The following is a 22,097-nucleotide window of genomic DNA, read 5'->3' on the forward strand; positions in this document are numbered from 1 at the left end:
TCTTTAAAATGAAGTCTACAAGCTTCTTCACTTCCAAAATTTGCCGTAAAACTGAATAAATTCATCGCTTTTTTTTATCAAATATAAGGCTTTTTATTTAATTATGGGTAATTGCGGACAATCAAATACGATTTATACTAATTTGAATAGATAAAAAAGGTACTAAAATCGGTTACCCTAAACAAGTCACCCTTTGAAACACCTTTGATAATGGGAGTTAACAAATTTGGACGCATTCTCTCCGACTCCACTAAAAACCCTGTAAAACATTTATTTTACAGGGTTTTTTGTTTTAAGGGACGTTTTAGGGGATGTTTTTAGCGAGTTTATAGCGTATGTATAACGCTTTTATAACGAATAATAGGTTCGCCAAAAGTTAATAAATCACCAGGCAAAGGTTCATGAAAAATGTACAAAAAAAATATTTAACCAAATTAAGCTTTTCCTTCATAAACTTAAATAAATCTAAACAACCATTGTATTATCAGCGTTTTTAGTAATTTTGACAAAAATTTACCTTTGAGAACTATTCTTTTTATCATTTTCTGTTTGATAAGCATTCCACAAACTTGGAGCCAAAAAAGCAAAGAAATCTTTGTGGAATACTCGGATTTTTTTGATGTGGACGAAGAGTTATATCCAGATGCTATTTTGCTTACCGGAAATGTTCGCGTTAGTCATGACGGAGCAACTATGTTTTGCAACAAAGCCTATTTGTTTAAAAAAGAAAATTACATCAAAGCATTTGGTGATGTAAGAATGATTCAAGGCGACACCATTACCATGACCAGCACGTATGCCGAATATAACGGAGAAAACAAACAAGCCTATGCATCAGGAAATGTGGTGATGAGTTCACCAAGTTCAACCCTAAAAACAGAAGTTCTCAATTTTGATCGAAACGCTCAACAAGCTTTTTACAAAACCGGCGGAACTATTACCGACAAAGAAAATACTTTAGTTAGCCAGGCAGGAACTTATGTAATTCAACGAAAAATGTATCAGTTCAGAAATGCTGTAACCATAACTAATCCAAAATATGTGATTAAAACCAATCACTTAGATTATTATGAAAAAGTGGGACACGCTTATCTTTTCGGCCCTTCAACGATTACCAGTAAAGAAAATTACATTTACACCGAAAAAGGATTTTATGACACCAAGAAAAACTTTTCACATTTTGTCAAAAACTCCTACATCAAATACAATAATCGATTGATTGAAGGCGACAGTTTGTATTACGACAGAAACCGCGAATTTGCCTCTGCCACCCGAAATGTAAAAGTGACCGATTCCATCAACAATAGCATCGTAAAAGGACATTATGGCGAAGTCTATAAATTAAAAGATTCGCTCATGATGACCAAAAGAGCGGTAGCCATGACATTAGTCGAAAAAGATACTTTATATATTCACGGAAAAAAATTAATCGTAACAGGAAAACCGGAAAACCGTGTGGTAAGAGCTTTCAACAATGTCCGCTTTTTTAAAATTGACATGAGTGGAAAATGTGATTCCCTTCATTCCGATGAAAAAACAGGACTAACCAAACTAATCAAAAATCCGGTCATGTGGAATTTTGATAACCAAATGACAGGCGATGTCATGCATTTAATTTCTAATAAAGAAACTGAAAAATTGGACTCCTTAAAGGTCTTAGGCAATACTTTTATTGCTTCAAAAGATACCATTGGCACAGGTTACAATCAAGTGAAAGGGTTAAACCTCTATGGTAAATTCCGAGACAATAAATTGTATGAAGTGGATGTAGTTAAAAATACAGAAGTAATCTATTACATGCGAAATGAAAACCAAGAACTCATTGGAATCAACAAAAGTAAAAGCAGTAGCATCAATATGATGCTTGATGGTAATCAAATTGATACGATTACCTTTTTTAAACAAGTGGAAGGAGAAGTTTATCCCGAAGCAGAATTGCCCGAAAATGCCCGAAAACTCAGAGGATTTGTTTGGCGTGGTGATGAACGAATAAAAACCAAAGATGATATTTTTCCTCCCGAAGAAAACGAATACGAAGAACAAATGCAAATCGAAAAAGAAGCTGAAAATATTATCGAATCGGTTCCCATGGAAGTTCGACAAGAAACGTTAGAAGGCCAAGAAACGAAAGAAAAAAAAGAAAAGAAAAAAGATAGTTAGAATATTGCGTAGTCAGGATCACCCTTTACCAATTACCTATAACCTTTTACCATAATGAAAGAAGATTTCCTCAAATACCAAGCACAAACTTCACCCTATCCGCTTGCGATGGAAGTTTCATATGCTAAAGGAAGTTATATATATGACAACAACGATAAAAAATACTTAGATTTTGTAGCCGGTGTGTCAGCTTGTAGTTTGGGTCATCAGCATCCAAAAGTCAATCAAGCCATCAAAGACCAATTAGACAAATATTCACACGTGATGGTGTATGGCGAATATGCACAGCATCCAGCAGTTGAATTTTGTAAATTGCTGGCACAAAACATGCCTGAACCTTTAAATAAAACTTATTTAGTCAACTCTGGAACCGAAGCCGCTGAAGGGGCTTTAAAACTCGCCCGAAGAGTCACTGGAAGAAGTCAGTTGATTTCCTGTTACAATGCTTATCATGGCAATACCATGGGCTCAATGAGTGTGATGGGCTTTGAAGAACGAAAGCAAATTTTTCGTCCGCTAATTCCGGATGTGGATTTTATTACCTTTAATAACGAAGAAGATATTCAAAAAATTACCACCAAAACGGCAGGTGTAATTTTAGAAAGTATTCAAGGAGGTGCGGGATTTATTCAACCTGAAAATGGTTTTTTAACCAAAATCAAACAGCGTTGTGAGAAAGTCGGTGCTTTAATGATTATCGACGAAATTCAACCCGGCTTCGGAAGAACAGGTAAAATGTTCGGTTTTGAAAACTATGATGTTGTGCCCGACATAGTGATTATGGGAAAAGGAATGGGTGGCGGAATGCCCGTAGGTGCTTTTACTGCCAAAGCAGAATACATGGATTTGTTGAGTCACGACCCAAAATTAGGCCATATTACCACTTTTGGCGGACATCCTGTCATAGCTGCTGCATGCTTGGCAACCCTGCGGGAAATCACTGAAACAGACCTAATGGCTCAAACGTTAGAAAAAGAAAAGCTATTTAGACAACTTTTGGTACATCCTTTGATTAAAGAAATAAGAGGAAAAGGATTAATGCTAGCGGCAATGGTGGAATCTCCTGAAATTACAAACGAAGTAATTTTCAAATGCCAAGACAAAGGATTAATTCTTTTTTGGCTGCTTTTTGAAGGAAAAGCTATCCGAATCACACCTCCCTTAACAATTTCTGAAGAGGAAATTAAAGAAGGTTGTAGCATTTTATTGGAAGCCTTAGATGAAGTCAGTAAAAAATTGTAAAGGTAAAATATGCTTAATTAGTATTTGTTAGCATAAATACTGAGGACTAAGGACTAACCACTAAGCACTAAAAAAACTGTTAATTAAATTGTTTACAACAATCTGTCAAAAAAATAGAATCAGAGCAATCCTTTCCTAATTTAGAGAAGGATAATTTTAAAACAATCGAGTATGCATTTAAGTCACGAAGAAGACGATTACAACGTATCCTTATCGAGATTTGAATCGATGTTGAAAACCAATAAAGTTTTCTTTTTCGATTCCGAGGAATTTGAAGAAATTATTCTTCATTATCTTGATATGGGTAAAGCATCTCTGGCCAAAAAAGCCTTGAAATTAGCTCTCGAACAACATCCAAGATCGACCGGATTAAAACTAGTTCAAATTGAAATGTTGATTTATGACGACAAACTTGATGTAGCCGAAAAAATGCTCAACGAGTTGTATGCCATTGAACCCCACAATGAGGAGATTTACATCCAAAAAGCAAACATTTTTTCTAAACGTGACCAACACGAAAAAGCAATTGAAGAATTAGAAAAAGCATTACAATTTACCGATGATTATGCTGATGTTTACAATTTAATGGGAATGGAATACCTATTCATGGACAACTTAGAATTGGCTAAGCACAATTTTATTAAATGTTTAGAAGTAGATGTCGAAGACCAAGCCGCCTTGTATAATGTTGTCTATTGTTTTGAATTTCTCGACCAGCAACTGGATGCAATTGCTTACTTAGAAAATTACATCGAAAAAAATCCATACAGTGAAATCGCTTGGCACCAACAAGGCAGATTGAGTTACAGCATCAAAAACTACGAAAATGCGTTGCGATGTTTTGATTATGCTACACTAATTGATGATGAATTTATTGGTGCTTTCATGGAAAAGGGTAAATCCCTCGAAAAACTAAAACGCTTTGAAGAAGCAATTGAAGCCTATGAACGCACCATCGAATTAGAAGACCCAACATCCTACGCTTTATTGCGAATTGGAAAATGCCATGAAAAGTTAGGCAATAAAGCTGAAGCCATTAAATTCTATAACCAAACAGTTCACGAAGATCCGTTGCTCGACAAAGGATGGATTGCCATTACTGATTTTTATATTCGTTTAAAAAACTTTCAAAAAGCATTGTTTTATGTAAACAAAGCTTTGGCGATTGACAACGAAAACCAATTGTATTGGAAACGCTATGCTACCATTAATCGTAATATGAATTTTTACGAAGAGGCGGAATTTGGCTATCGAAAAGCGGTTGAGTTTGGCGATGCTCATTTAGACACTTGGTTGTTTTGGGTTGATATTCTTCAATTTCTGGGTGAATTTGACAGTGCTATCCAAACTTTATTGCAAGCTTCAGAATTTTTCCCTGATGAATATCAAATAGAATATCGATTAGCCGGAATGTATTATATGTTACAACAAAATGACAAAGGCAAGTTTCACCTCACCAATGGTTTGCAATTGAACGCCAAAAACAGAACGTTAATGGAAGAATTATTTCCTGTTGTTTGGGATAAAAAAATCGTTCAAAATGTAATTTCAAAACATTTAAAATCTTAGCCTAATTTAGAATACAATTATAAAAAAAATCCCTAATTTGCGTTCGGTTTCAATAGCGGAACGCATTTTTTTATGAGAAAACTTTTTCCAGATTATTATTTAATCACGCTCAAAGGTTTAGCAATGGGAGCTGCCGATGTGGTTCCTGGTGTTTCAGGAGGAACAATTGCTTTTATTTCCGGTATATATCAAGAGTTAATTGATACCATCAACAAAGTAGATTTTTCTTTTTTTTCATCTTGGAAAAAGAACGGATTCAAAATTGCTTGGCAGCAAATTAATGGCAGTTTTCTGCTGGCTCTTTTAAGCGGAATTGCCATAAGCATTTTATCACTTTCTAAAGTAATCACACATCTTTTGGAAACACAGCCCATCTTGGTATGGTCGTTTTTCTTTGGATTAGTAATTGCAAGTATCTATTTTGTAGGTAAACAAATAACAGATAAAAAACTCTCAACTATTTTGTTTTTTGCTATAGGCACAATAATTTCTTACTACATCACAATTGTTGAGCCTGTTGCTTCACCTGATAGCTACATTTATTTATTTATTTCTGGTTTTATAGCGATTATCGCAATGATTTTACCGGGTATTTCCGGTGCTTTTATACTGGTCCTAATGGGCTCCTATGCTATTGTTATTGGTACAATTAATCAATTTAGGGAGGGATTAGTGTCTTTGGATTTTAGTTTAATATCAAAATCTGCTTTAAAATTGATGACTTTTGCTATTGGAGCAATTTTGGGAATAAAATTATTTTCTAAAGTATTAAATTGGATGTTTGACAATTACAGAAACGCTACGATGGCCGTTTTAACAGGATTTATGCTGGGTTCATTGAACAAAGTGTGGCCTTGGAAAAAAGTGTTATCTACACGGATTGATTCCCATGGAAAAGAAGTAGCAGTATTGGAAAAAAGTATTTTACCTCAGTATTATGAAGGTGACAGTCAAATTACCATGGCAATTATTTTAATGATTGCAGGATTTTTAACTATCTTCATAGTGGAAAAAGTTGGTGAAAAATTCTCAAAATAAGCACACAAAAAGAATTATTAAACATGACAGATTTCATTGATTTAGTAATAAAATTCTTGTCTCAACCAGATCAAATTCTTTCAAAGCTAATTGAAAAGTATGATAATTGGATTTATGCCATTTTGTTTTTATTGGTTTTTGCAGAAACCGGATTAATTATTATGTCTTTTGTAATGCCTTTTTTACCCGGTGATGCACTCATCTTTGCAATTGGAATGATTGCGGCTCGAGGTGAATTAAATATTTTTATAATTATACCTCTGCTTATTTTTGCTGCACTCTTGGGTGATAATGTTAATTATTATGTAGGCAAAAAATTTGGAAACTATATTTTAACAAGTGAAAAAACTTTTTTGATTCGAAAAAGCCATATCCTAAGAGCTCAACATTTTTTTGACAAAAACGGTAAAAATTCTATAATCATTGCACGTTTTATTCCGGTAGTTAGAACTATTGTTCCATTTTTGAGCGGAACAACCAATGTTCCCTATAAAACTTTCTTAAAATTTAGTTTCATAGGTGCTGTACTTTGGGTAGCTTTGATTAGTTTGTTAGGTTATTTTTTAGGCCAAATTGAATATGTAAAGGAACATTTAGAAAAGTTTATCATTCTCATTATTATTTTAGCCAACATTCCCCTACTTAAACAAATCTTCTTCAGAAAAAAAGTGATAAATGAATAAAGTTTTTGGACTTATTGGAAAAAATATTAGCTATTCTTTTTCAAAAAAATATTTTACTGATAAATTTGAGAAAGAAGAAATGCTTGGTTATTCTTATGAAAATTTTGACCTGCAAGCTATCAGCCAATTCCCTAAAATTATTCGAGAAAATCCTAATTTAAGAGGTTTGAATGTTACTATTCCTTACAAAGAAAAAATCATCCCCTATCTGGATAAATTGGATGAAAATGCATCAAAAATTGGTGCAGTAAATTGTATAAAATTTACAAAAAAAGGTAAACTTAAAGGGTATAACACCGATTATTATGGTTTCAAAAAATCGTTAGAACCTTTGTTACAATCGCATCATCAAAAAGCTTTAATACTTGGGACCGGTGGAGCTTCTAAAGCAGTAGCTTTTGCCTTGGAGGAATTGGGTATTTTACACACGTTTGTTTCAAGAAGCAAGAAAGAAAATGCCCTAGATTATAAATACATAAACGCAACTACCTTTGATAATTATCAAATTATAATCAACTGTACTCCGCTTGGAACGCACCCGAATATAGAGGAATTTCCTCCTATTCCGTATGAATTTTTTACAGGAGAACATATTGCATTTGATTTAATCTATAATCCTGAAGAAACCGAATTCCTTAAACGTGCCAAAGCCAATAATGCTATAACCAAAAATGGTTATGAAATGTTAGTTTTACAGGCAGAAAGAGGTTGGAAGATTTGGAATAAATGATTGTTGTCTGTTATCGGTTATCACTAATCGGTTTGCTTAAAACGGAGTGCTGTTAACTTATAAATGATGGCTAATAATGCCTAAGCCATCCTCTTCAGAAAAACTAAAAACAACTTTAAACGCCTGATTCCTTTGAATTTTGCGAACACTTTATTATCTTTCGCCTTTATTATATGAACCTTAAACATTTGTTCGATGTTAGAAGAAAAGAATGATAACCTGTCGCCAATTGAGAATGAGACAGATGGAAACCAAGAAAACGTTTTAAATAACGAAATCGAAGAAACTGCTGAAACCGTTTCGGAAGAAATTGAAACTGCTCCGCTATCTCCCGTTGAGGATGAAGTTGTTGTGGAAATTTTTCCTGAAGAATTGGCTGATGACAGTCCGATTACGGAAAGCGAACATCAAAAAGCGTTAAACGCCATAGATGAAACCAATGCAGAAGAAAGCGAAGATGAAACGTTAAAAGAGCGTCATGCCATTCCAATGTTGGATTATCATGCGATGTCGATGGATGCTTTGGTGGATGAGCTCGAAAAACTTTCTACGGTTGAAAAAGTCATGTCTATCAAGGAACATGTTGAGGAAATTAAAAAAGAATTTTTATCGAAATACAATCATTTTATTGATGAAAAAAAGGATGAGTTTTTAGCTGAAAATCCTGACTCTACTGAGGATTTTGAGTATCATTTGCCTTTAAAACCAAAATTTGATTCGCTATACAAACTAATTAAAGGAAAGCAAAATGCTCACTTTAAAAGTTTACAAAACAATTTGCAAGCTAATTTGAACAGACGTTTAGCGATTGTAGAAGAAATTAAAAACCTTATCAATCCGCAAGAAAATATTAAAGATACGTTGAATCACTTTAATGAATTGCGGGAAGAATGGCGAAATATTGGTCCGATTCCGAGAGATAAGTATAACCATGTTTGGAATAATTATCATTTTCATGTAGAAAATTTTTATGATTATTTGCATTTGGATCGCGAAGCAAGGGATTTAGATTTTAAACACAATTTAGAACAAAAACAAAAAATTATTGCTCGTGTTGAAGAGTTGGTAAACGAAGAAGATGTAACCAAAGCTTTCCGAGAACTACAAGATTTACACCGCCTTTGGAAAGAAGAAATCGGACCGGTAGACAGAGAACACCGTGAAGAAATTTGGAATCAGTTTAGTGCTTTAACAAAGCAAATGCATGACAAACGCGAAGGTTTATTTGCTAATCAGCGTGAAAAAGAAGTTGCCAATTTAGAAAGAAAAAAAGCCATTATTGCCGAAATTGAAGAATTAGCAAAAGTGGAAGTAACCGCTCATTCGCAATGGCAAGGTTATATAGAAAAAGTAGAAAAGCTAAGAAATGACTTCTTTTCTGCCGGTAAAGTTCCGAGTGAAGTGAATGAAGATACGTGGGCTGAATTTAAGACAGCAGTTCGAAATTTCAATTCGCACAAAAATGCGTTTTATAAAGACATTAAAAAGGAACAAAGTGATAATTTAAATAAAAAATTAGCTTTGGTTGAAAAGGCGAAAGCAATGAGTCAAAGCGAAGATTTTGCCGCCACTACTCCACTCATGAAACAAATTCAAGAGGAATGGAAACAAATTGGCCATGTGCCTCGGAAATATTCAGATAAAGTTTGGAAAGATTTCAAAGATGCTTGTAATCAATATTTTGACCGAATGAAAGCTACCAGAAATGAAGCGAATTCAGAAGAAATTGAAGCATTTGATAAGAAAAAAGCTTATTTGGATTCAATGAAGGATTTTGAATTGGTAGGTGATCATAAAACCGATTTAGATGCCATTAAAGCTCACATTGAACAATGGAAATCGTTTGGAAAAGTGCCTTTTTCCAGAAGACATATTGAAGGAAAATTTAATAAGATTTTGGATGCCTTGTTTGAAAAATTGAGTTTGAGCAAAAAAGAAGGCGATATGATGCGTTTTTCCAACAAATTAGAACAATTAGCCGGTTCAGATGACAGTAGAAAATTGGAAGGTGAAAAAATATTTATCATTCGTAAAATCGAAGAAGTTCAATCGGAAATTTTTCAGTTGGAAAATAATATTCAATTTTTCACGCATGCCAAAAAAGATAATCCGCTTGTGAAAGAAGTTTTCAAAAACATCGAAAAGCATAAAGACGAATTGAAAACTTGGAAAGACAAATTGAAACAATTGCGAAATTTATCGCAAGAATAAAAAAGACAAATTTTTTACTTAAAACCATTCTGACTAAGAATGGTTTTTTTTTGAAAAAAATAACCGATTGATTCAAAGTAAATAATACATTTGCATCGTGAAATGGTTTAAAAATAGTATTGCGTTAGCCAGTCTTTTGATGCTTTTTGTTTGGGTAGCAAAAGACAGTACATTTTTTGTAGAAAGCAACACTCCGGCAACGCAATCAGTTCGTTCTATTGAAACGGTTAAAGTTGTTGGCACGAAGCAAACCATTGCAGAACATCGGTTTCAAAACGTTGTTAAAGAAAGTTCTACTTTTTTAATTTCGTTTTTACCATTTGTTCTTGAAGAAAGTAAAACGTTTTTCCTTTCAAAATTTACTTCATTTTTATCGAGACAAGACCACAATCGTTGTGAGAAAGTTTCGAAACTGCTCTTTCCCTATCATTTTTTTTGGTAATTAAAACTGCTTTATCAGTTTAATTTCAGCTGCTTTACTTGTTGTTTAGCACACTTTTTTATCATTCAATTATTTAAAAAATCAAAAAAAATGGAAACATCCACCACATTAATTGGGTTGGGATTAGTATTGATTACGATTCTACCTATCGCTTTTTTATTGAGAAATCAACACATTAATACATCTAAAATTGAAAACATTTTAAAACAATATAATCAAGGAAATGCAAAAGCTTTCAACATTCGTGATAGCATAAACAACAAAATTATTGCCTTTGACGAACAAAATAAAAAGTTAGTCTTAATTGATTTGAATGCAAAACCCGAAGTAGTGGCTTTTGCCGATTTAAATGAAATTGGTCATTGTGAAATTCAGCGAAAAGTTGAACAATCACATACGGCAACAAAAAAAGAATTGGTTACAAAAGTTGAAGTTATTTTAGAAAAAAAATCAGACAAAACTAAAGTTCCATTTAAATTTTATGATTTTGAGTATGAAAAACCAATTCAAATCACACTTTTTAGAGATAACCAATTGGCAGAAAAATGGCTTGATATCATTAAGAAGGCAATTTAATACAAGTTATCTTTTTGTAAAATTTCCTTTTCTGATTTATTTCGGAAAAGGATTTTTTTTAAATCAAAATCAGCACAGCGATTAGCATGAAAACCACAATTTGAAACCATTTTAAAAAAACGGAAAATGTGTTGTTATTTCGGATGAAAAGAGAAAGCTTATCCGCTAAAATGCTTACCAAAGAAAAAATTATAAATGCCTGTAGCATAAATAAAAAGCCAAGTAAATAAATTTGTTGCGTTACATTGCCTAATTTTTCATCGATAAAACCTGGAAAGAAAGCCAAGAAAAATAAAGTCACTTTTGGGTTGAGCACATTCATTATAAAACCTTGTTTGAATAATGAAAGTAAGGACTTCTTTTTGCTATTATTCGATTTTAAATTAATGGAAGCAGGAGTTGTATACACTTGAAAAGCAATCCAAAGTAAATAACAAGCTCCTAAAATTTTAATTCCTGTAAAAATTAGTTCCGATTGTTTAATGATTGCCGAAACTCCTAGTGCAATTAGCGTGGTATGCACCACAATTCCTGAAACCAAACCAGCTGCTGTTGCAATTCCGTACTTTTTCCCATTAGAAATACTTTGGGTCAAGACATATAAAATATCCGGTCCGGGAGAGAGTGTTAAGGCGACGGATGCGAGGAGGAATGTAGTAAACATAGTTTGCAGTTTGCAGTCGCAGTATTCAGTCAGGGTTTAGTCAATAAATAACTGAAAACAAACAACTTTAATTATTACTTAAAATCCGCTCATTAATCTCTTTAATCAACTTCGGCCCTTCATAAATAAAACCAGTATAAAGTTGCACCAAACTAGCTCCGGCATTCAACTTTTCCATTGCGTCATCGGCACTGTGAATTCCGCCAACACCAATAATCGGGAAGGATTTGTTGCTTTTTTCACTTAAAAAACGAATCACTTCAGTGGAACGATTGGTTAATGGCTTTCCGCTAAGTCCACCCATTTCTGATTTATTCTCCGATTGTAAACCTTCTCGAGATAGAGTTGTATTGGTCGCAATTACTCCGGCTATTTTGGTTTCATTGACAATGTCAATAATATCCAACAATTGTTCATTGGTTAAATCCGGTGCAATTTTGAGTAAGATTGGTTTTTGTTTCGGTTTTTGTGAATTCAGATTCTGAAGCGTTTGCAATAATTGCGTCAATGGTTCTTTTTCTTGTAACGCTCGCAAATTAGGCGTATTTGGCGAACTTACATTCACCACAAAATAATCCACGTGTGGAAATAACGCTTCAAAACAAATTTCGTAATCGGAAGTAGCTTCTTCGTTGGGTGTATTTTTATTTTTACCTATATTTCCACCAATTAAAACACCGTTATTTTTTTTCAATCGTTCAACCGCTTCCAAAACGCCGCCATTGTTGAAACCCATTCGGTTAATGATGGCCGAATCTTCTTTTAAACGAAACAAACGCTTTTTGGGATTTCCTTCTTGTGGTTTAGGTGTTAAGGTTCCAATTTCTATAAAACCAAAACCAAAATTGGATAATTCTTGGTATAATTTGGCATCTTTGTCAAAACCGGCTGCTAAACCAACAGGATTTTTAAATTTCAAACCAAATACTTCTCGCACTAATTTTGGGTTTTTAACTTCATAAATTGATTGAAAAAGTTTTCCAAAACCTGGAATTTTATTTAAAAAACGAATGAGTGAAAACGTAAAATGATGCACATTCTCCGGATCGAAACAAAATAAAATGGGTCGAATAAATAATTTATACATGAGGGTTATGTTGTTGGGCAAAAATAATCATTCTGACTTACATCGCTGCCAAACACGAAATAAAATAATCGATTTCTTCTTTAGTATTTTGATGATTGAATGAAATGCGAAGACTTGGCTTTTTGAGTTCATCTTCCGATAAAATTTCGGCTAACACATGCGAAGGTTTGATACTTCCCGATTGGCAAGCACTTCCTCGCGAAGCAGCAATTCCTTTGATATCCAATTCAAATAAAATCATCGCAGTTTTTTCAGGTGAGAATGGCAATTGGATATTCAAAATAGAATAAAAAGTCTCAAATCCGCCATTAAATTTAATTGAAGGAAACTGTTGTACTAATTTTTCTATTGTATATTTTTTCAATTCAAAAATGGTACTTCTCTCTTCATTTAAATTTTCATAAGCAATTTCTAAAGCTTTAGCCATTCCGGCAATTTGATGAACAGCTTCTGTTCCTGCACGAAGGCCTTTTTCTTGTTCGCCACCAAAAATCATGGGTGAAATAATTGTGTTTTTCTTTATGTATGCAAAACCAATTCCTTTTGGTCCGTGAAATTTGTGAGCACTCGCTACTAAAAAATCGACCTTGATTTCTTGTAAATCGATTTCAGTTTTACCGATAGATTGAACGGTATCAGAGTGAAAATAGGCATTTGCGGATTTGCACAACTCGCCTACCCGATTTAAATCTAACACTACTCCTGTTTCATTGTTCACGTGCATTAAACTAACTAACGTGGGTTTTGAATCTTCTAATAGAGTGGCCAATTGCAAATAATCGAGATGTCCGTTGGGTAAAATTTTCAGGAATTCAACTTCAATTCCAAACTCTTTTTGCAATTCTAAAATGGGATACAAAACAGCATGGTGTTCGATTTTGGTTGAAATGATTCGCTTTACGCCTATTTTAGTAACCGCATTTCGCAGAATCCAGTTATTTGCCTCGGTTCCTGAAGAAGTGAAAATGATTTCTTGTGCGGTACAATTTAATTGTTTAGCAATACTTTTTCTAGCCGATTCCAAAATCACTTTTGCACCTCGGCCAAAACTGTGTGTGGAAGATGGATTTCCGTATTCTGTTTGCATCACATTGGCCATTTCCTGAATTACTTCGGGACGGATGGGAGTTGTTGAGGCGTTATCGAGGTATATTTTGTTCATTATTTAGTTCGTTGTTTTTTGTCCCGCCTGGGCGGGAGATTGCTTCGCCAGTTCGCTATCGCTCGTGTCCTATTTCGACTTCGTCATCTTGCGGAATGACAAAAAGAAATTAAATTACCTTTTACCCATTACCAATCACCTTTCACCCATTACGATTACAAAGGAAAGAAACTAATTGCTGTTCCACCACCGGCAGCTAAATTCAATTTTAATTTGGTTTTAGCAGTTACTTCGATGGTTTTGATGGAATACGCTTTTGGATTTTTCTCCCAATGAGCGTCTTTTCCGTCTTGATAGATCGTGGCTTTGTATTTTTTTCCAGGAGTTAGAAAGTTCAGCGAAATTTCAGTGTTTCTTGGATTTTCATCGGTAATGGCTCCTAAAAACCATGATTCTTTTCCTTTTGTTTTCCGTGCAATGGTAACAAAATCGCCAGGTTCGGCTTCCAAAATCTCAGTCTTATCCCAATCTACTTCCACATCTTTAATAAATTGAAAAGCATCCGTATAACGTTCGTAATTTTCAGGTAAATCGGCTGCCATTTGTAGCGGACTATAAATCGTTACATACAACGCCAATTGTTTTGCCAAAGTGGTATGAACTTGCTCTTTTTTTGTAGCATCGTAATGGCTCATTTTAATTTCAAAAATTCCCGGCGTGTAATCCATCGGGCCACCAAGAAAACGTGTAAACGGTAAAATCGTTTCGTGAGCAGGTGGATTTCCAACACTCCACGCATTGAATTCATTGCCACGAGCCGCCTCTGCTGCGATGTAATTTGGATATGTTCTGTGATAACCAGTTGGTCTGGATGATTCATGCGAATTAACCATAATTTTATATTCTGCGGCTCTTTCCACTGCATAATTAAAATGATTCACCATGGCCTGTCCGTCATGCCATTCTCCTCGTGGAATAATTTTTCCCACATATCCTGATTTAACAGCATCATAATTATGTTTTTTCATAAAGGAAAATGCTCGGTCTAGTCTTCTTTCATAATTGGACACTGAACCAGATGTTTCGTGGTGCATAATCATTTTTACACCTTTAGATTCGGCATATTTTTGTATTTCTTCCACATTAAAATCGGGGTATGAAGTGACAAAATCGAATACATTTTCTTTCCAGTTGCCAAACCAATCTTCCCAACCTACGTTCCATCCTTCCACTAAAACACCATCAAAACCGTGTTTTGCAGCAAAATCGATGTACTTTTTAGTGTTTTCGTTGGTTGCTCCGTGTTTTCCTGTAGGCTTTAATTCGGCATCCTGAGCCATTTGTGCATTTTGTGAACCGGCATAATCCCAAGTGGCTTTACCGACGTGCATTTCCCACCAAATTCCAACATATTTCATTGGTTTAATCCAAGAAGTGTCTTCTATTTTGGACGGTTCATTCAAATTCAAAACCATTTTTGAAGCCAAAATAGTTCGAGCATCATCACTTACCATTATTGTTCGCCACGGTGTATTTGCCGGAGCTTGTAAATACGCTTTATCGCCAATTGCATTCGGAACCAAATGCGATTGCATTAGAAACGATTTTGTATTCACATCCAAATGCATAGTGGGATAATTGACTACAGCAGCTTCAAAAATATTCAGGTATAATCCATCGGCTGATTTCATCATAACAGGTGATTGAATTCGGGATTTTGTCATAGGTCCTTTCATGCCAATTCCGTTATTCATATCGAGTTTGTCAACATCAATTTGCGACAATTTGGTTTCGTTATAACTGTATTCTTGACTGTCATAATCCCCTGGAATCCAGAATGCTTTGTGGTCTCCGGTTAATGCAAACTGCGTTGCTTCATCAGAAATAACAAAATAATTCAATTTATCTTGAGCAGGAATCTCGTATCTAAAAGCTAGTCCTTCATTAAATAAACGAAAAACTAAATTCATTTTTCGCCCGGTTGCTTTTTGTACAAGTTCTAGAACCAATTGATTGTGCTGATTGATAATTTCTTTTTCTTCACCTAAAACGGGTTTCCATTTGTTTGAAAATGAAGTGTTTTTTGAATTAACTACTTCAAAACCATCCACTAAATTTTGATTGTTTTTAAGCATTAATCCTAAATTGCTGGGCTGAATCACGCTTTTGTTTTTATATTTTAATTGGTAAGTTGGCTTTCCTGATTGGCCAAGTTCAAAAATCATTTCTAATTTATTGTCAGGTGATTTTAATTCTTGGCTATGTGCAAATCCAACAAACATTAAGCAAAAAAAGGCAATGGAATTTTTCATTTTTAAAAATTTTATGAAGTTATCAAAGATAAGAAATATGGTTAAAATCGTCCTAATTAAAACCAAATGCTTTTTGGAGCGATTAAAAATCCTATTTTTGCTTATAATTTTGAAATTCCTATGAGAAAAATAGTTGGTTTTTTTGTGCTTCTACTTTCATTAAACGCTTGTGATGATGGCGATTTTAATATCGAATCATTTGATTTTTCAAACGCTACAACAAATTCATGTAACAGTGGTGAATCCGGTTTTTTTATTTATAAGATTAATGATAATGAAGCTTTGATTCTTCAAATTCCGGAAAATAATTTTAAGAATGAAATCACACCAACCGGCGAACCAAGAACTTTGCCTATTAACAGTACAAACAAAGTTATCTATCGACTTTACAATGGTGTTTTGAATACGAACGTAATTTGCAATACCATTCCTCCTGCCAATCCTATTGTTACCACTGAGTGGAACGCTCTTTCGGGAGACATTGAAATTAGCACCTCTGTGAACAAAGAAGTTGACGAAACCACAAACGCCACCGAAATTACAGGATACACCCATACAATTGTTTTACGCAATGTGAATTTTGACACCGGAAACGGAAATCAACAATTGTTTGCAGAATTAGTTTTTGGTGATTATGTTACTTCTTCCTTGAGACAGGGAGATTTTGACGTGAATATTTCCAAATGCGGTAGTGATAATTCTTTTTTGTTTAAAATACCGGTTATTGGTTCTACGACGCCTGCCAATGTGCCACCACAAGCAATGACTTTACGCATTAATCCAAATTTATTTATTGCTGAAGCAACGCTTGAGAACCAACCAAGAACAGCTTTGATGAATGGTACTACGAATTTTCTACGACTTGTTTATTATAACGGAATAATTAGCAGTGAGTTTTTATGTGCAAGTGAAACACCTACTTTTCCTATTCCAATTGAAGAATTTAATGCTGAAAATGGAGTTACAGATTTAAGTGGGATTATTGAAGTAACAACTACTATTGAATATGAAATCCCTACGGATAACCAGAGTCCGGTAATTGGTCATCGTCATAAAATTATACTAAAAAATGTCACGATGACTAAAGTTAGTTCACCTGAACTACAAGTTTCATTTAACTTAGGAAGTGTTTATGAGTTTGGAGAGTTTGTGATTCTTTTATAAAAATTAGAGCATTTTCTTTTGAATAAAATATACCTCCGTTGCCCCTAAACCATATTTTTGATAGTTGGCATCTTGAAAGGTTATGTTGTCGTATCTGCCTAATAAAAAATCGAGTTCGGCTTTTAAAACACCTTCGCCAACACCGTGTATAAAAACGACTCTCGGCATTCGGTTTTTTTGGGCAAATTCGAGTTGTCTTTTGGCTGTTTCCATTTGAAGATTTAGAATATCATAGTTGTTCATTCCGCGTTTAGATGGTACTAATTTTTCGATGTGTAAATCAACTTCTAACACAAACTCATCCTTCTTAGACTTCTTTTCTTTGGTGAAATTTCGCTTAATGGGTTCAACTTTTTCTTTGATAGCATTACTTACTTTTTCTCTTGAAATAAAACCTACTAATTCATTGGTATTGTTTTCTTTAATCAATTCATTGACAAAATATGTCATCAAGAATCCGTCCGAAGTTTCAATCTCAATTTGATCATTTTTCACTACTGTAACTACTCCGGAAATATCTTCATCCAGAGCAGCTACTCGATCACCAATACTAAACTTCATCATCTTTATTTTCTTGATTTCTACTAGGTACTTTTTGCATTAATTTCATTACCCCTATCATTATAATCACTATGGCAGCAACTTTAATATAGATAGCATAATTACTCTCTTTTGGAGTGTAAAAAGCAAAAAAAACGGCAATTAAAACGATGGGAATAAATAGCTTTTTCATTAAGAAATTTTAGAATTCAAAGGTAAAGATTAAAATTATAATCATGACAATGAAAATTTAATCTCTTTTTTTTGTAAAATTGTATAGTTAAAAAATAATGTTTTATGGAAGAGTACATGCTTCCTTGTTTATCAAAAAAGTTTTTTGGTGTTGATTGCTTCGGTTGTGGCATTCAACGTTCATTGGCTTTGTTATTGCAAGGTGAATTTGAAGCTGCATTTTATATGTATCCGGCCATTTACAGTATGATCCTTTTCTTTCTCTTCATTGGGATAAGTTTGGTAGACAAATCAAGAAGTTACCACAAACTAATTGTTTTTTTTGGAATCATTACAGCATTTACAATGGTATTTTCTTATTTTTATAAACTTTTATATTATTAATCAACAAACAAATTAAACATTACATTATGGAAAAACAAAAATTACCTAACCAAACAGCGATTATGATTTTAGGAATAACATCATTTATTGGCTGTTGTTGTACAAATGGTGTATTAGGTCTTATTTTAGCCGGTATAGGATTGCATTTAGCCAAGAAAGATGAAAAAATGTATGCTGAAAATCCAGATATTTATAACTTAGGATCGCTTAAAACATGGAAAACTATCAATATTATCAGTTTAGTGATTAGTGCAATTTTTGTGCTCTACTTAATCTATTTATTAGCTTCTGGAAAATTCTCAGAAAGTATGGAGCAGTATGAAGAATTAATGAATCAATTGCAAAATCAATAATTTTAGATTTTAACATAAAGTAAAAAAGCCACTTTACAGTGGCTTTTTTTTTATCTTTCAAATTCTTTCAGCGTTTTAATAATTATCGAAACACAATCTAGCAACTGTTCTTCGTTCATTACCAAAGGTGGTGCAAAACGAATGATGTTTCCGTGTGTTGGTTTAGCTAAAAGACCATTTTCGGCTAGTTTCATACAAATATCCCAAGCGGTTGAACTGTCTTCAGAATCATTAATTACAATGGCGTTTAAAAGCCCTTTTCCTCTGACTAAGCTAACAATAGTACTGTTTTGAATGTATTTGCTTAATTCATTTCTAAAAAGCTTTCCTAATCTGCGGGCGTTTTGAATTAAGTTTTCCTCTTGAATAACCTCCAATGCAGCTGTTGCAACTGCTGCGGCTAGTGGGTTTCCTCCAAAAGTTGAGCCATGCTGACCGGGTTTAATTACATTCATAACTGCATTATCCGCCAAAACAGCAGAAACCGGATAAACTCCACCGGAAATGGCTTTCCCAAGTATTAATAAATCAGGTTTTACGTAGGTTTGCGGATTGCGTTCGCAGTTGTTTTCACAGTTGCAATTGCCACAAACTGCTAACAAAGAACCGGTTCTGGCAATGCCGGTTTGTACTTCGTCAGCAATAAAAAGAACATTATTTTGTTTGCACAATGCCTGTGCTTGAGCAATAAACTCATCTGAAGGCACATAAACACCTGCTTCACCTTGAATTGGCTCTACTAAAAATCCGGCAATATTTTTATTATTCTCTAAAACATTTTTTAGAGCATCTAAACTGTCGTAAGGAATCTTTATAAATCCTTCGGTGTAAGGTCCAAAGTTTTTGCGTGCATTTTGATCATTTGAAAAAGAAATGATTGTAGTAGTTCTTCCGTGAAAATTATTTTCACAAACCACGATTACCGCTTGATGCTCATCGATACCTTTCTTCTCATAAGCCCATTTGCGGCAGATTTTAAGTGCGGTTTCAACAGCTTCAGCTCCGGTATTCATGGGTAAAACTTTATCAAATCCAAACAAATCGGTGATGAATTTTTCATATTTCCCCAATTTATCATTATAAAAAGCTCTTGAGGTAAGCGTTAACGTTTGTGCTTGCTCCATCAAAGCATTTACAATTTTTGGATGACAATGACCTTGATTTACGGCTGAATAAGCTGAAAGAAAGTCATAATACTTTTTGCCTTCCACATCCCAAACATAAACACCATTTCCTTTGCTTAACACAACCGGTAACGGATGATAATTATGTGCTCCGTGTTGATCTTCTAAAGCAATTAATTCTTCTGAATTGATTTTTTCTAAAACTGACATTGTAATAATTTTTAAATGCGATACATATCAATTCCTACTTGATGGAGAGAAATCATCCAAATAAGTAACAAAAATAAGCAATATTCTTTGAAAACGTTTGCGTGAACAGTTAAAATAAAATGACATTCATCAGTTTAGTTCATCCATAATGTCAGTACTTTTACTGTAAAATTTGTTCATCATGTCCGATTCCAGAAATTATTCAATCAAGCAACTGACCAAAATTCAGTTGAAAGTGGCACGTCAAAGCAGAACTATTCTATTCTTGTTTTCTGCCGTCACTTCAATGTTGTTAGTACTTTTATTACGTGACCCTAGCTTCACGGATACGCAAAATTACGTTATGTTCTTGCTATTTTTTTCTATTGGATTATGGGTTACAGAAGCAATTCCACCCTTTGCAGTAGGAATTTTAATTGTGGGCTTTATGGTTTTTATCGTTGGTCAGGAAAATTCGATGGATGCGAAACGGTATGTACAAACCTGGTCAGATGGTGTAATTTGGTTATTCTTAGGCGGATTCTTTTTGGCTGAAGGAATGAAAAAAACCAAGTTAGATTTTTTACTACTTAAACTTGCAGCTCCCAAATTTGGTTCACAAGCTCAATACATCACCTTAGGTTTAATGATGACTACAGCAACTATATCTATGCTTATGAGCAATACGGCTACAACCGCCATGATGATAGCTACTGTAACACCACTATTCACACAATTAGGTAGAGACTCCAAAGTAACAAAAGTGCTTTTGCTAGGTATTCCTGCCGCGGCTTCCATGGGCGGAATGGGAACAATAATCGGTTCTGCCCCTAATGCAATTGCCGTAGGGGCATTGGAAGGAATTGGTGTAAAAATTACCTTTATCGAATGGATGATTATTGGAATTCCTGTAGCAATTTTACTTACAATTATGTTTTGGAAGGTTTTAGTAATTAAATATGAAATTAAAAAAGAGACTCTTTCGTTAGATTTTCTTCAACAAGAAATTCCATTGGATGAAGAATATGCCGAAGAAGATAAAATCCGTAAGAGAATTGTGTTAATTGTAATGGTTACAACATTAGCTTTATGGCTAACTTCACAGTGGACCAAAATTCCTGTTGCAGCCGTTTCAGGAATTCCGATTGTGGCTTTAACTATGTTAGGCATTATTGATGCCGACGATGTGCGTTCTCTTCCTTGGGATACTTTGATGTTAGTAGCAGGAGGATTGGCACTTGGAATAGCGATTCAAGAACAAGGTTTGGCGGATTATTTTATTTCAAAAATCAGTTCTGTAGAAATTAACTTTTACCTTCTACTCTTATTATTTTCCATCGCAACGGTTACATTATCTAACTTTATGAGTAACACGGCGGCAACAACTATTTTAATTCCGGTGGGAATATCGATGATGAGCATAACAGAAGGTATAGACCCTATTGTTCTTCCGTTTGTAATTGGATTAAGTGCTTCTTGTGCATTGTTGTTACCCGTTTCTACACCACCTAACGCCATAGCCTATAGCACAGGATTTATCAAACAATCCGAATTTAGAATTGGGGGTGTTTTTGTTGGATTGGTAGGTCCTATTTTAATTATCACTTTTACATTGCTGTATGCTATGTTGAAATAGAGTTACTGTACAACGAGTTTTTCATGCTTTACATCGACAAGATTTTAGAGTGATTCGTATTTATTCTTATTTTTATGGAAAACCAATAAAACATGAGAAATATTTTACGAATTTTTCCGATTTGTTTCCTTTTTTTGTCTTTGTCTTGTTCTGATAATGATGATAATTTACCACCAACCATTGAATCAAACACCGTTTCTGCAAACATAGACGGGGAAGTAATTAAGTTTTCAAATCTAGTTATCACTAAACAAGATTATACAAATGATGAAACAGGCTTTGAATGGACCGATATTCGAATTTTAGGTTATAATACAGAAAATACATTAAACGCAGTTGAGTTCATTGCAGAAGAAGGTCTAATAGGAGCAGAATCCATTTGGCGATTTAACATTACCATTAACGGATTTACTTACGTGCAAGATGATAGTGCATTTACTACCTTAGTAACAGAAAGTACAGATACCAAATTAAAAGGCACTTTTTCAGGAGTGCTTACCGAACCAAATAATGGTCAAACTATCACAATAACTAATGGTTCTTTTAACATTGATCACAATTAAATATATTTAAATTTGATTGTCCGTTATTAGTCATAACCCTGTAATGCTTGCTATCACTAGCCTGTCGAATAATTTTTCTTCAAAATACCGTCTATTAAGCTTGTAAACGAACTCATTTAGGTATAATTGTAAATAT

Annotated in this window: 21 protein-coding genes and 1 pseudogene; 14 read left to right on the top strand and 8 right to left on the bottom strand. The window is 34.1% G+C overall.

From position 1 onward, the window contains the following. The first annotated feature begins 519 nt into the window (after positions 1-519). From ACIQ0M_RS12850 to ACIQ0M_RS12890, 9 genes are all read left to right on the top strand, one after another. Positions 520-2,160 (top strand): OstA-like protein, encoded by a 1,641-nt coding sequence (locus ACIQ0M_RS12850; RefSeq protein ID WP_396152864.1) that lies wholly within the window; start codon positions 520-522, stop codon positions 2,158-2,160. A gap of 54 nt (positions 2,161-2,214) precedes the next feature. Beyond that, on the top strand, positions 2,215-3,402 hold the full coding sequence (locus ACIQ0M_RS12855) for an aspartate aminotransferase family protein (protein WP_396152866.1): 1,188 nt from the start codon (positions 2,215-2,217) through the stop codon (positions 3,400-3,402). Between the two features lie 171 nt (positions 3,403-3,573). Continuing rightward, a complete protein-coding gene (locus tag ACIQ0M_RS12860; protein ID WP_396152868.1) occupies positions 3,574-4,971 on the top strand; it encodes a tetratricopeptide repeat protein in 1,398 nt (465 codons plus the stop codon). Between the two features lie 72 nt (positions 4,972-5,043). Beyond that, complete coding sequence (locus ACIQ0M_RS12865; RefSeq protein WP_396152870.1) at positions 5,044-6,009, top strand: DUF368 domain-containing protein; 966 nt, start codon at positions 5,044-5,046, stop codon at positions 6,007-6,009. A 23-nt stretch (positions 6,010-6,032) separates the two neighbouring features. Further along, positions 6,033-6,692, top strand: coding sequence for a VTT domain-containing protein (locus ACIQ0M_RS12870; RefSeq protein WP_396152872.1), 660 nt, complete (start codon positions 6,033-6,035; stop codon positions 6,690-6,692). Then, a complete protein-coding gene (locus ACIQ0M_RS12875; protein ID WP_396152874.1) occupies positions 6,685-7,422 on the top strand; it encodes a shikimate dehydrogenase family protein in 738 nt (245 codons plus the stop codon). The genes ACIQ0M_RS12870 and ACIQ0M_RS12875 overlap by 8 nt, the downstream gene beginning before the upstream one ends. A gap of 195 nt (positions 7,423-7,617) precedes the next feature. Next, on the top strand, positions 7,618-9,633 hold the full coding sequence (locus ACIQ0M_RS12880) for a DUF349 domain-containing protein (RefSeq protein WP_396152876.1): 2,016 nt from the start codon (positions 7,618-7,620) through the stop codon (positions 9,631-9,633). Positions 9,634-9,730: 97 nt separating this feature from the next. After that, positions 9,731-10,075: a hypothetical protein gene (locus ACIQ0M_RS12885; RefSeq protein ID WP_396152878.1), complete on the top strand. Its 345-nt coding sequence runs from the start codon at positions 9,731-9,733 to the stop codon at positions 10,073-10,075. 90 nt (positions 10,076-10,165) lie between these two features. Further along, the gene (locus tag ACIQ0M_RS12890) at positions 10,166-10,651 is read left to right on the top strand and encodes a hypothetical protein (protein ID WP_396152880.1); all 486 of its coding nucleotides are present in this window, start codon (positions 10,166-10,168) and stop codon (positions 10,649-10,651) included. 58 nt (positions 10,652-10,709) lie between these two features. Here the strand turns inward: ACIQ0M_RS12890 and ACIQ0M_RS12895 are convergent, their stop codons facing one another. The 4 genes from ACIQ0M_RS12895 to ACIQ0M_RS12910 form a co-directional block, all read right to left on the bottom strand. Beyond that, positions 10,710-11,315, bottom strand: a complete 606-nt coding sequence (locus tag ACIQ0M_RS12895; RefSeq protein ID WP_396152882.1) for a LysE family translocator — start codon at positions 11,313-11,315, stop codon at positions 10,710-10,712. A 67-nt stretch (positions 11,316-11,382) separates the two neighbouring features. Further along, positions 11,383-12,402, bottom strand: a complete 1,020-nt coding sequence (locus tag ACIQ0M_RS12900) for a quinone-dependent dihydroorotate dehydrogenase (protein WP_396152884.1) — start codon at positions 12,400-12,402, stop codon at positions 11,383-11,385. A 37-nt stretch (positions 12,403-12,439) separates the two neighbouring features. Beyond that, positions 12,440-13,564, bottom strand: coding sequence for a cysteine desulfurase family protein (locus ACIQ0M_RS12905; protein ID WP_396152886.1), 1,125 nt, complete (start codon positions 13,562-13,564; stop codon positions 12,440-12,442). A 155-nt stretch (positions 13,565-13,719) separates the two neighbouring features. Continuing rightward, positions 13,720-15,816: a glycoside hydrolase family 97 protein gene (locus tag ACIQ0M_RS12910; RefSeq protein ID WP_396152888.1), complete on the bottom strand. Its 2,097-nt coding sequence runs from the start codon at positions 15,814-15,816 to the stop codon at positions 13,720-13,722. Between the two features lie 120 nt (positions 15,817-15,936). Here ACIQ0M_RS12910 and ACIQ0M_RS12915 point away from each other — a divergent pair, with 120 nt between their 5' ends. Then, positions 15,937-16,980, top strand: a complete 1,044-nt coding sequence (locus tag ACIQ0M_RS12915) for a hypothetical protein (protein ID WP_396152890.1) — start codon at positions 15,937-15,939, stop codon at positions 16,978-16,980. A gap of 3 nt (positions 16,981-16,983) precedes the next feature. Here ACIQ0M_RS12915 and ACIQ0M_RS12920 read toward each other — a convergent pair whose 3' ends face one another. Then, positions 16,984-17,544 carry a Smr/MutS family protein gene (locus ACIQ0M_RS12920; RefSeq protein ID WP_396152892.1) on the bottom strand — a complete coding sequence of 187 codons (561 nt, stop codon included), beginning with the start codon at positions 17,542-17,544 and terminating at the stop codon, positions 16,984-16,986. Beyond that, on the bottom strand, positions 17,531-17,713 hold the full coding sequence (locus ACIQ0M_RS12925; protein ID WP_396152894.1) for a hypothetical protein: 183 nt from the start codon (positions 17,711-17,713) through the stop codon (positions 17,531-17,533). The genes ACIQ0M_RS12920 and ACIQ0M_RS12925 overlap by 14 nt, the downstream gene beginning before the upstream one ends. 104 nt (positions 17,714-17,817) lie before the next feature. Here ACIQ0M_RS12925 and ACIQ0M_RS12930 point away from each other — a divergent pair, with 104 nt between their 5' ends. Together ACIQ0M_RS12930 and ACIQ0M_RS12935 are read left to right on the top strand one after the other, a co-directional pair. Then, positions 17,818-18,096 (top strand): DUF2752 domain-containing protein, encoded by a 279-nt coding sequence (locus ACIQ0M_RS12930; RefSeq protein WP_396152896.1) that lies wholly within the window; start codon positions 17,818-17,820, stop codon positions 18,094-18,096. Between the two features lie 26 nt (positions 18,097-18,122). Further along, entirely contained in the window at positions 18,123-18,449 is a 327-nt protein-coding gene (locus ACIQ0M_RS12935) for a CCC motif membrane protein (protein ID WP_396152898.1), read from the top strand. Between the two features lie 50 nt (positions 18,450-18,499). Here the strand turns inward: ACIQ0M_RS12935 and rocD are convergent, their stop codons facing one another. Next, positions 18,500-19,783: an ornithine--oxo-acid transaminase gene (gene rocD, locus ACIQ0M_RS12940; protein ID WP_396152900.1), complete on the bottom strand. Its 1,284-nt coding sequence runs from the start codon at positions 19,781-19,783 to the stop codon at positions 18,500-18,502. Positions 19,784-19,964: 181 nt separating this feature from the next. Here rocD and ACIQ0M_RS12945 point away from each other — a divergent pair, with 181 nt between their 5' ends. Continuing rightward, a complete protein-coding gene (locus ACIQ0M_RS12945) occupies positions 19,965-21,398 on the top strand; it encodes an SLC13 family permease (RefSeq protein ID WP_396152902.1) in 1,434 nt (477 codons plus the stop codon). A 92-nt stretch (positions 21,399-21,490) separates the two neighbouring features. Continuing rightward, positions 21,491-21,961 carry a hypothetical protein gene (locus ACIQ0M_RS12950; RefSeq protein ID WP_396152903.1) on the top strand — a complete coding sequence of 157 codons (471 nt, stop codon included), beginning with the start codon at positions 21,491-21,493 and terminating at the stop codon, positions 21,959-21,961. A gap of 30 nt (positions 21,962-21,991) precedes the next feature. Here ACIQ0M_RS12950 and ACIQ0M_RS12955 read toward each other — a convergent pair. After that, positions 21,992-22,097: pseudogene (locus ACIQ0M_RS12955) on the bottom strand (IS1595 family transposase); the annotation flags it as partial.

It is taken from the genome of Flavobacterium sp. (assembly GCF_044339515.1).
Taxonomy (GTDB): Bacteria; Bacteroidota; Bacteroidia; order Flavobacteriales; family Flavobacteriaceae; genus Flavobacterium.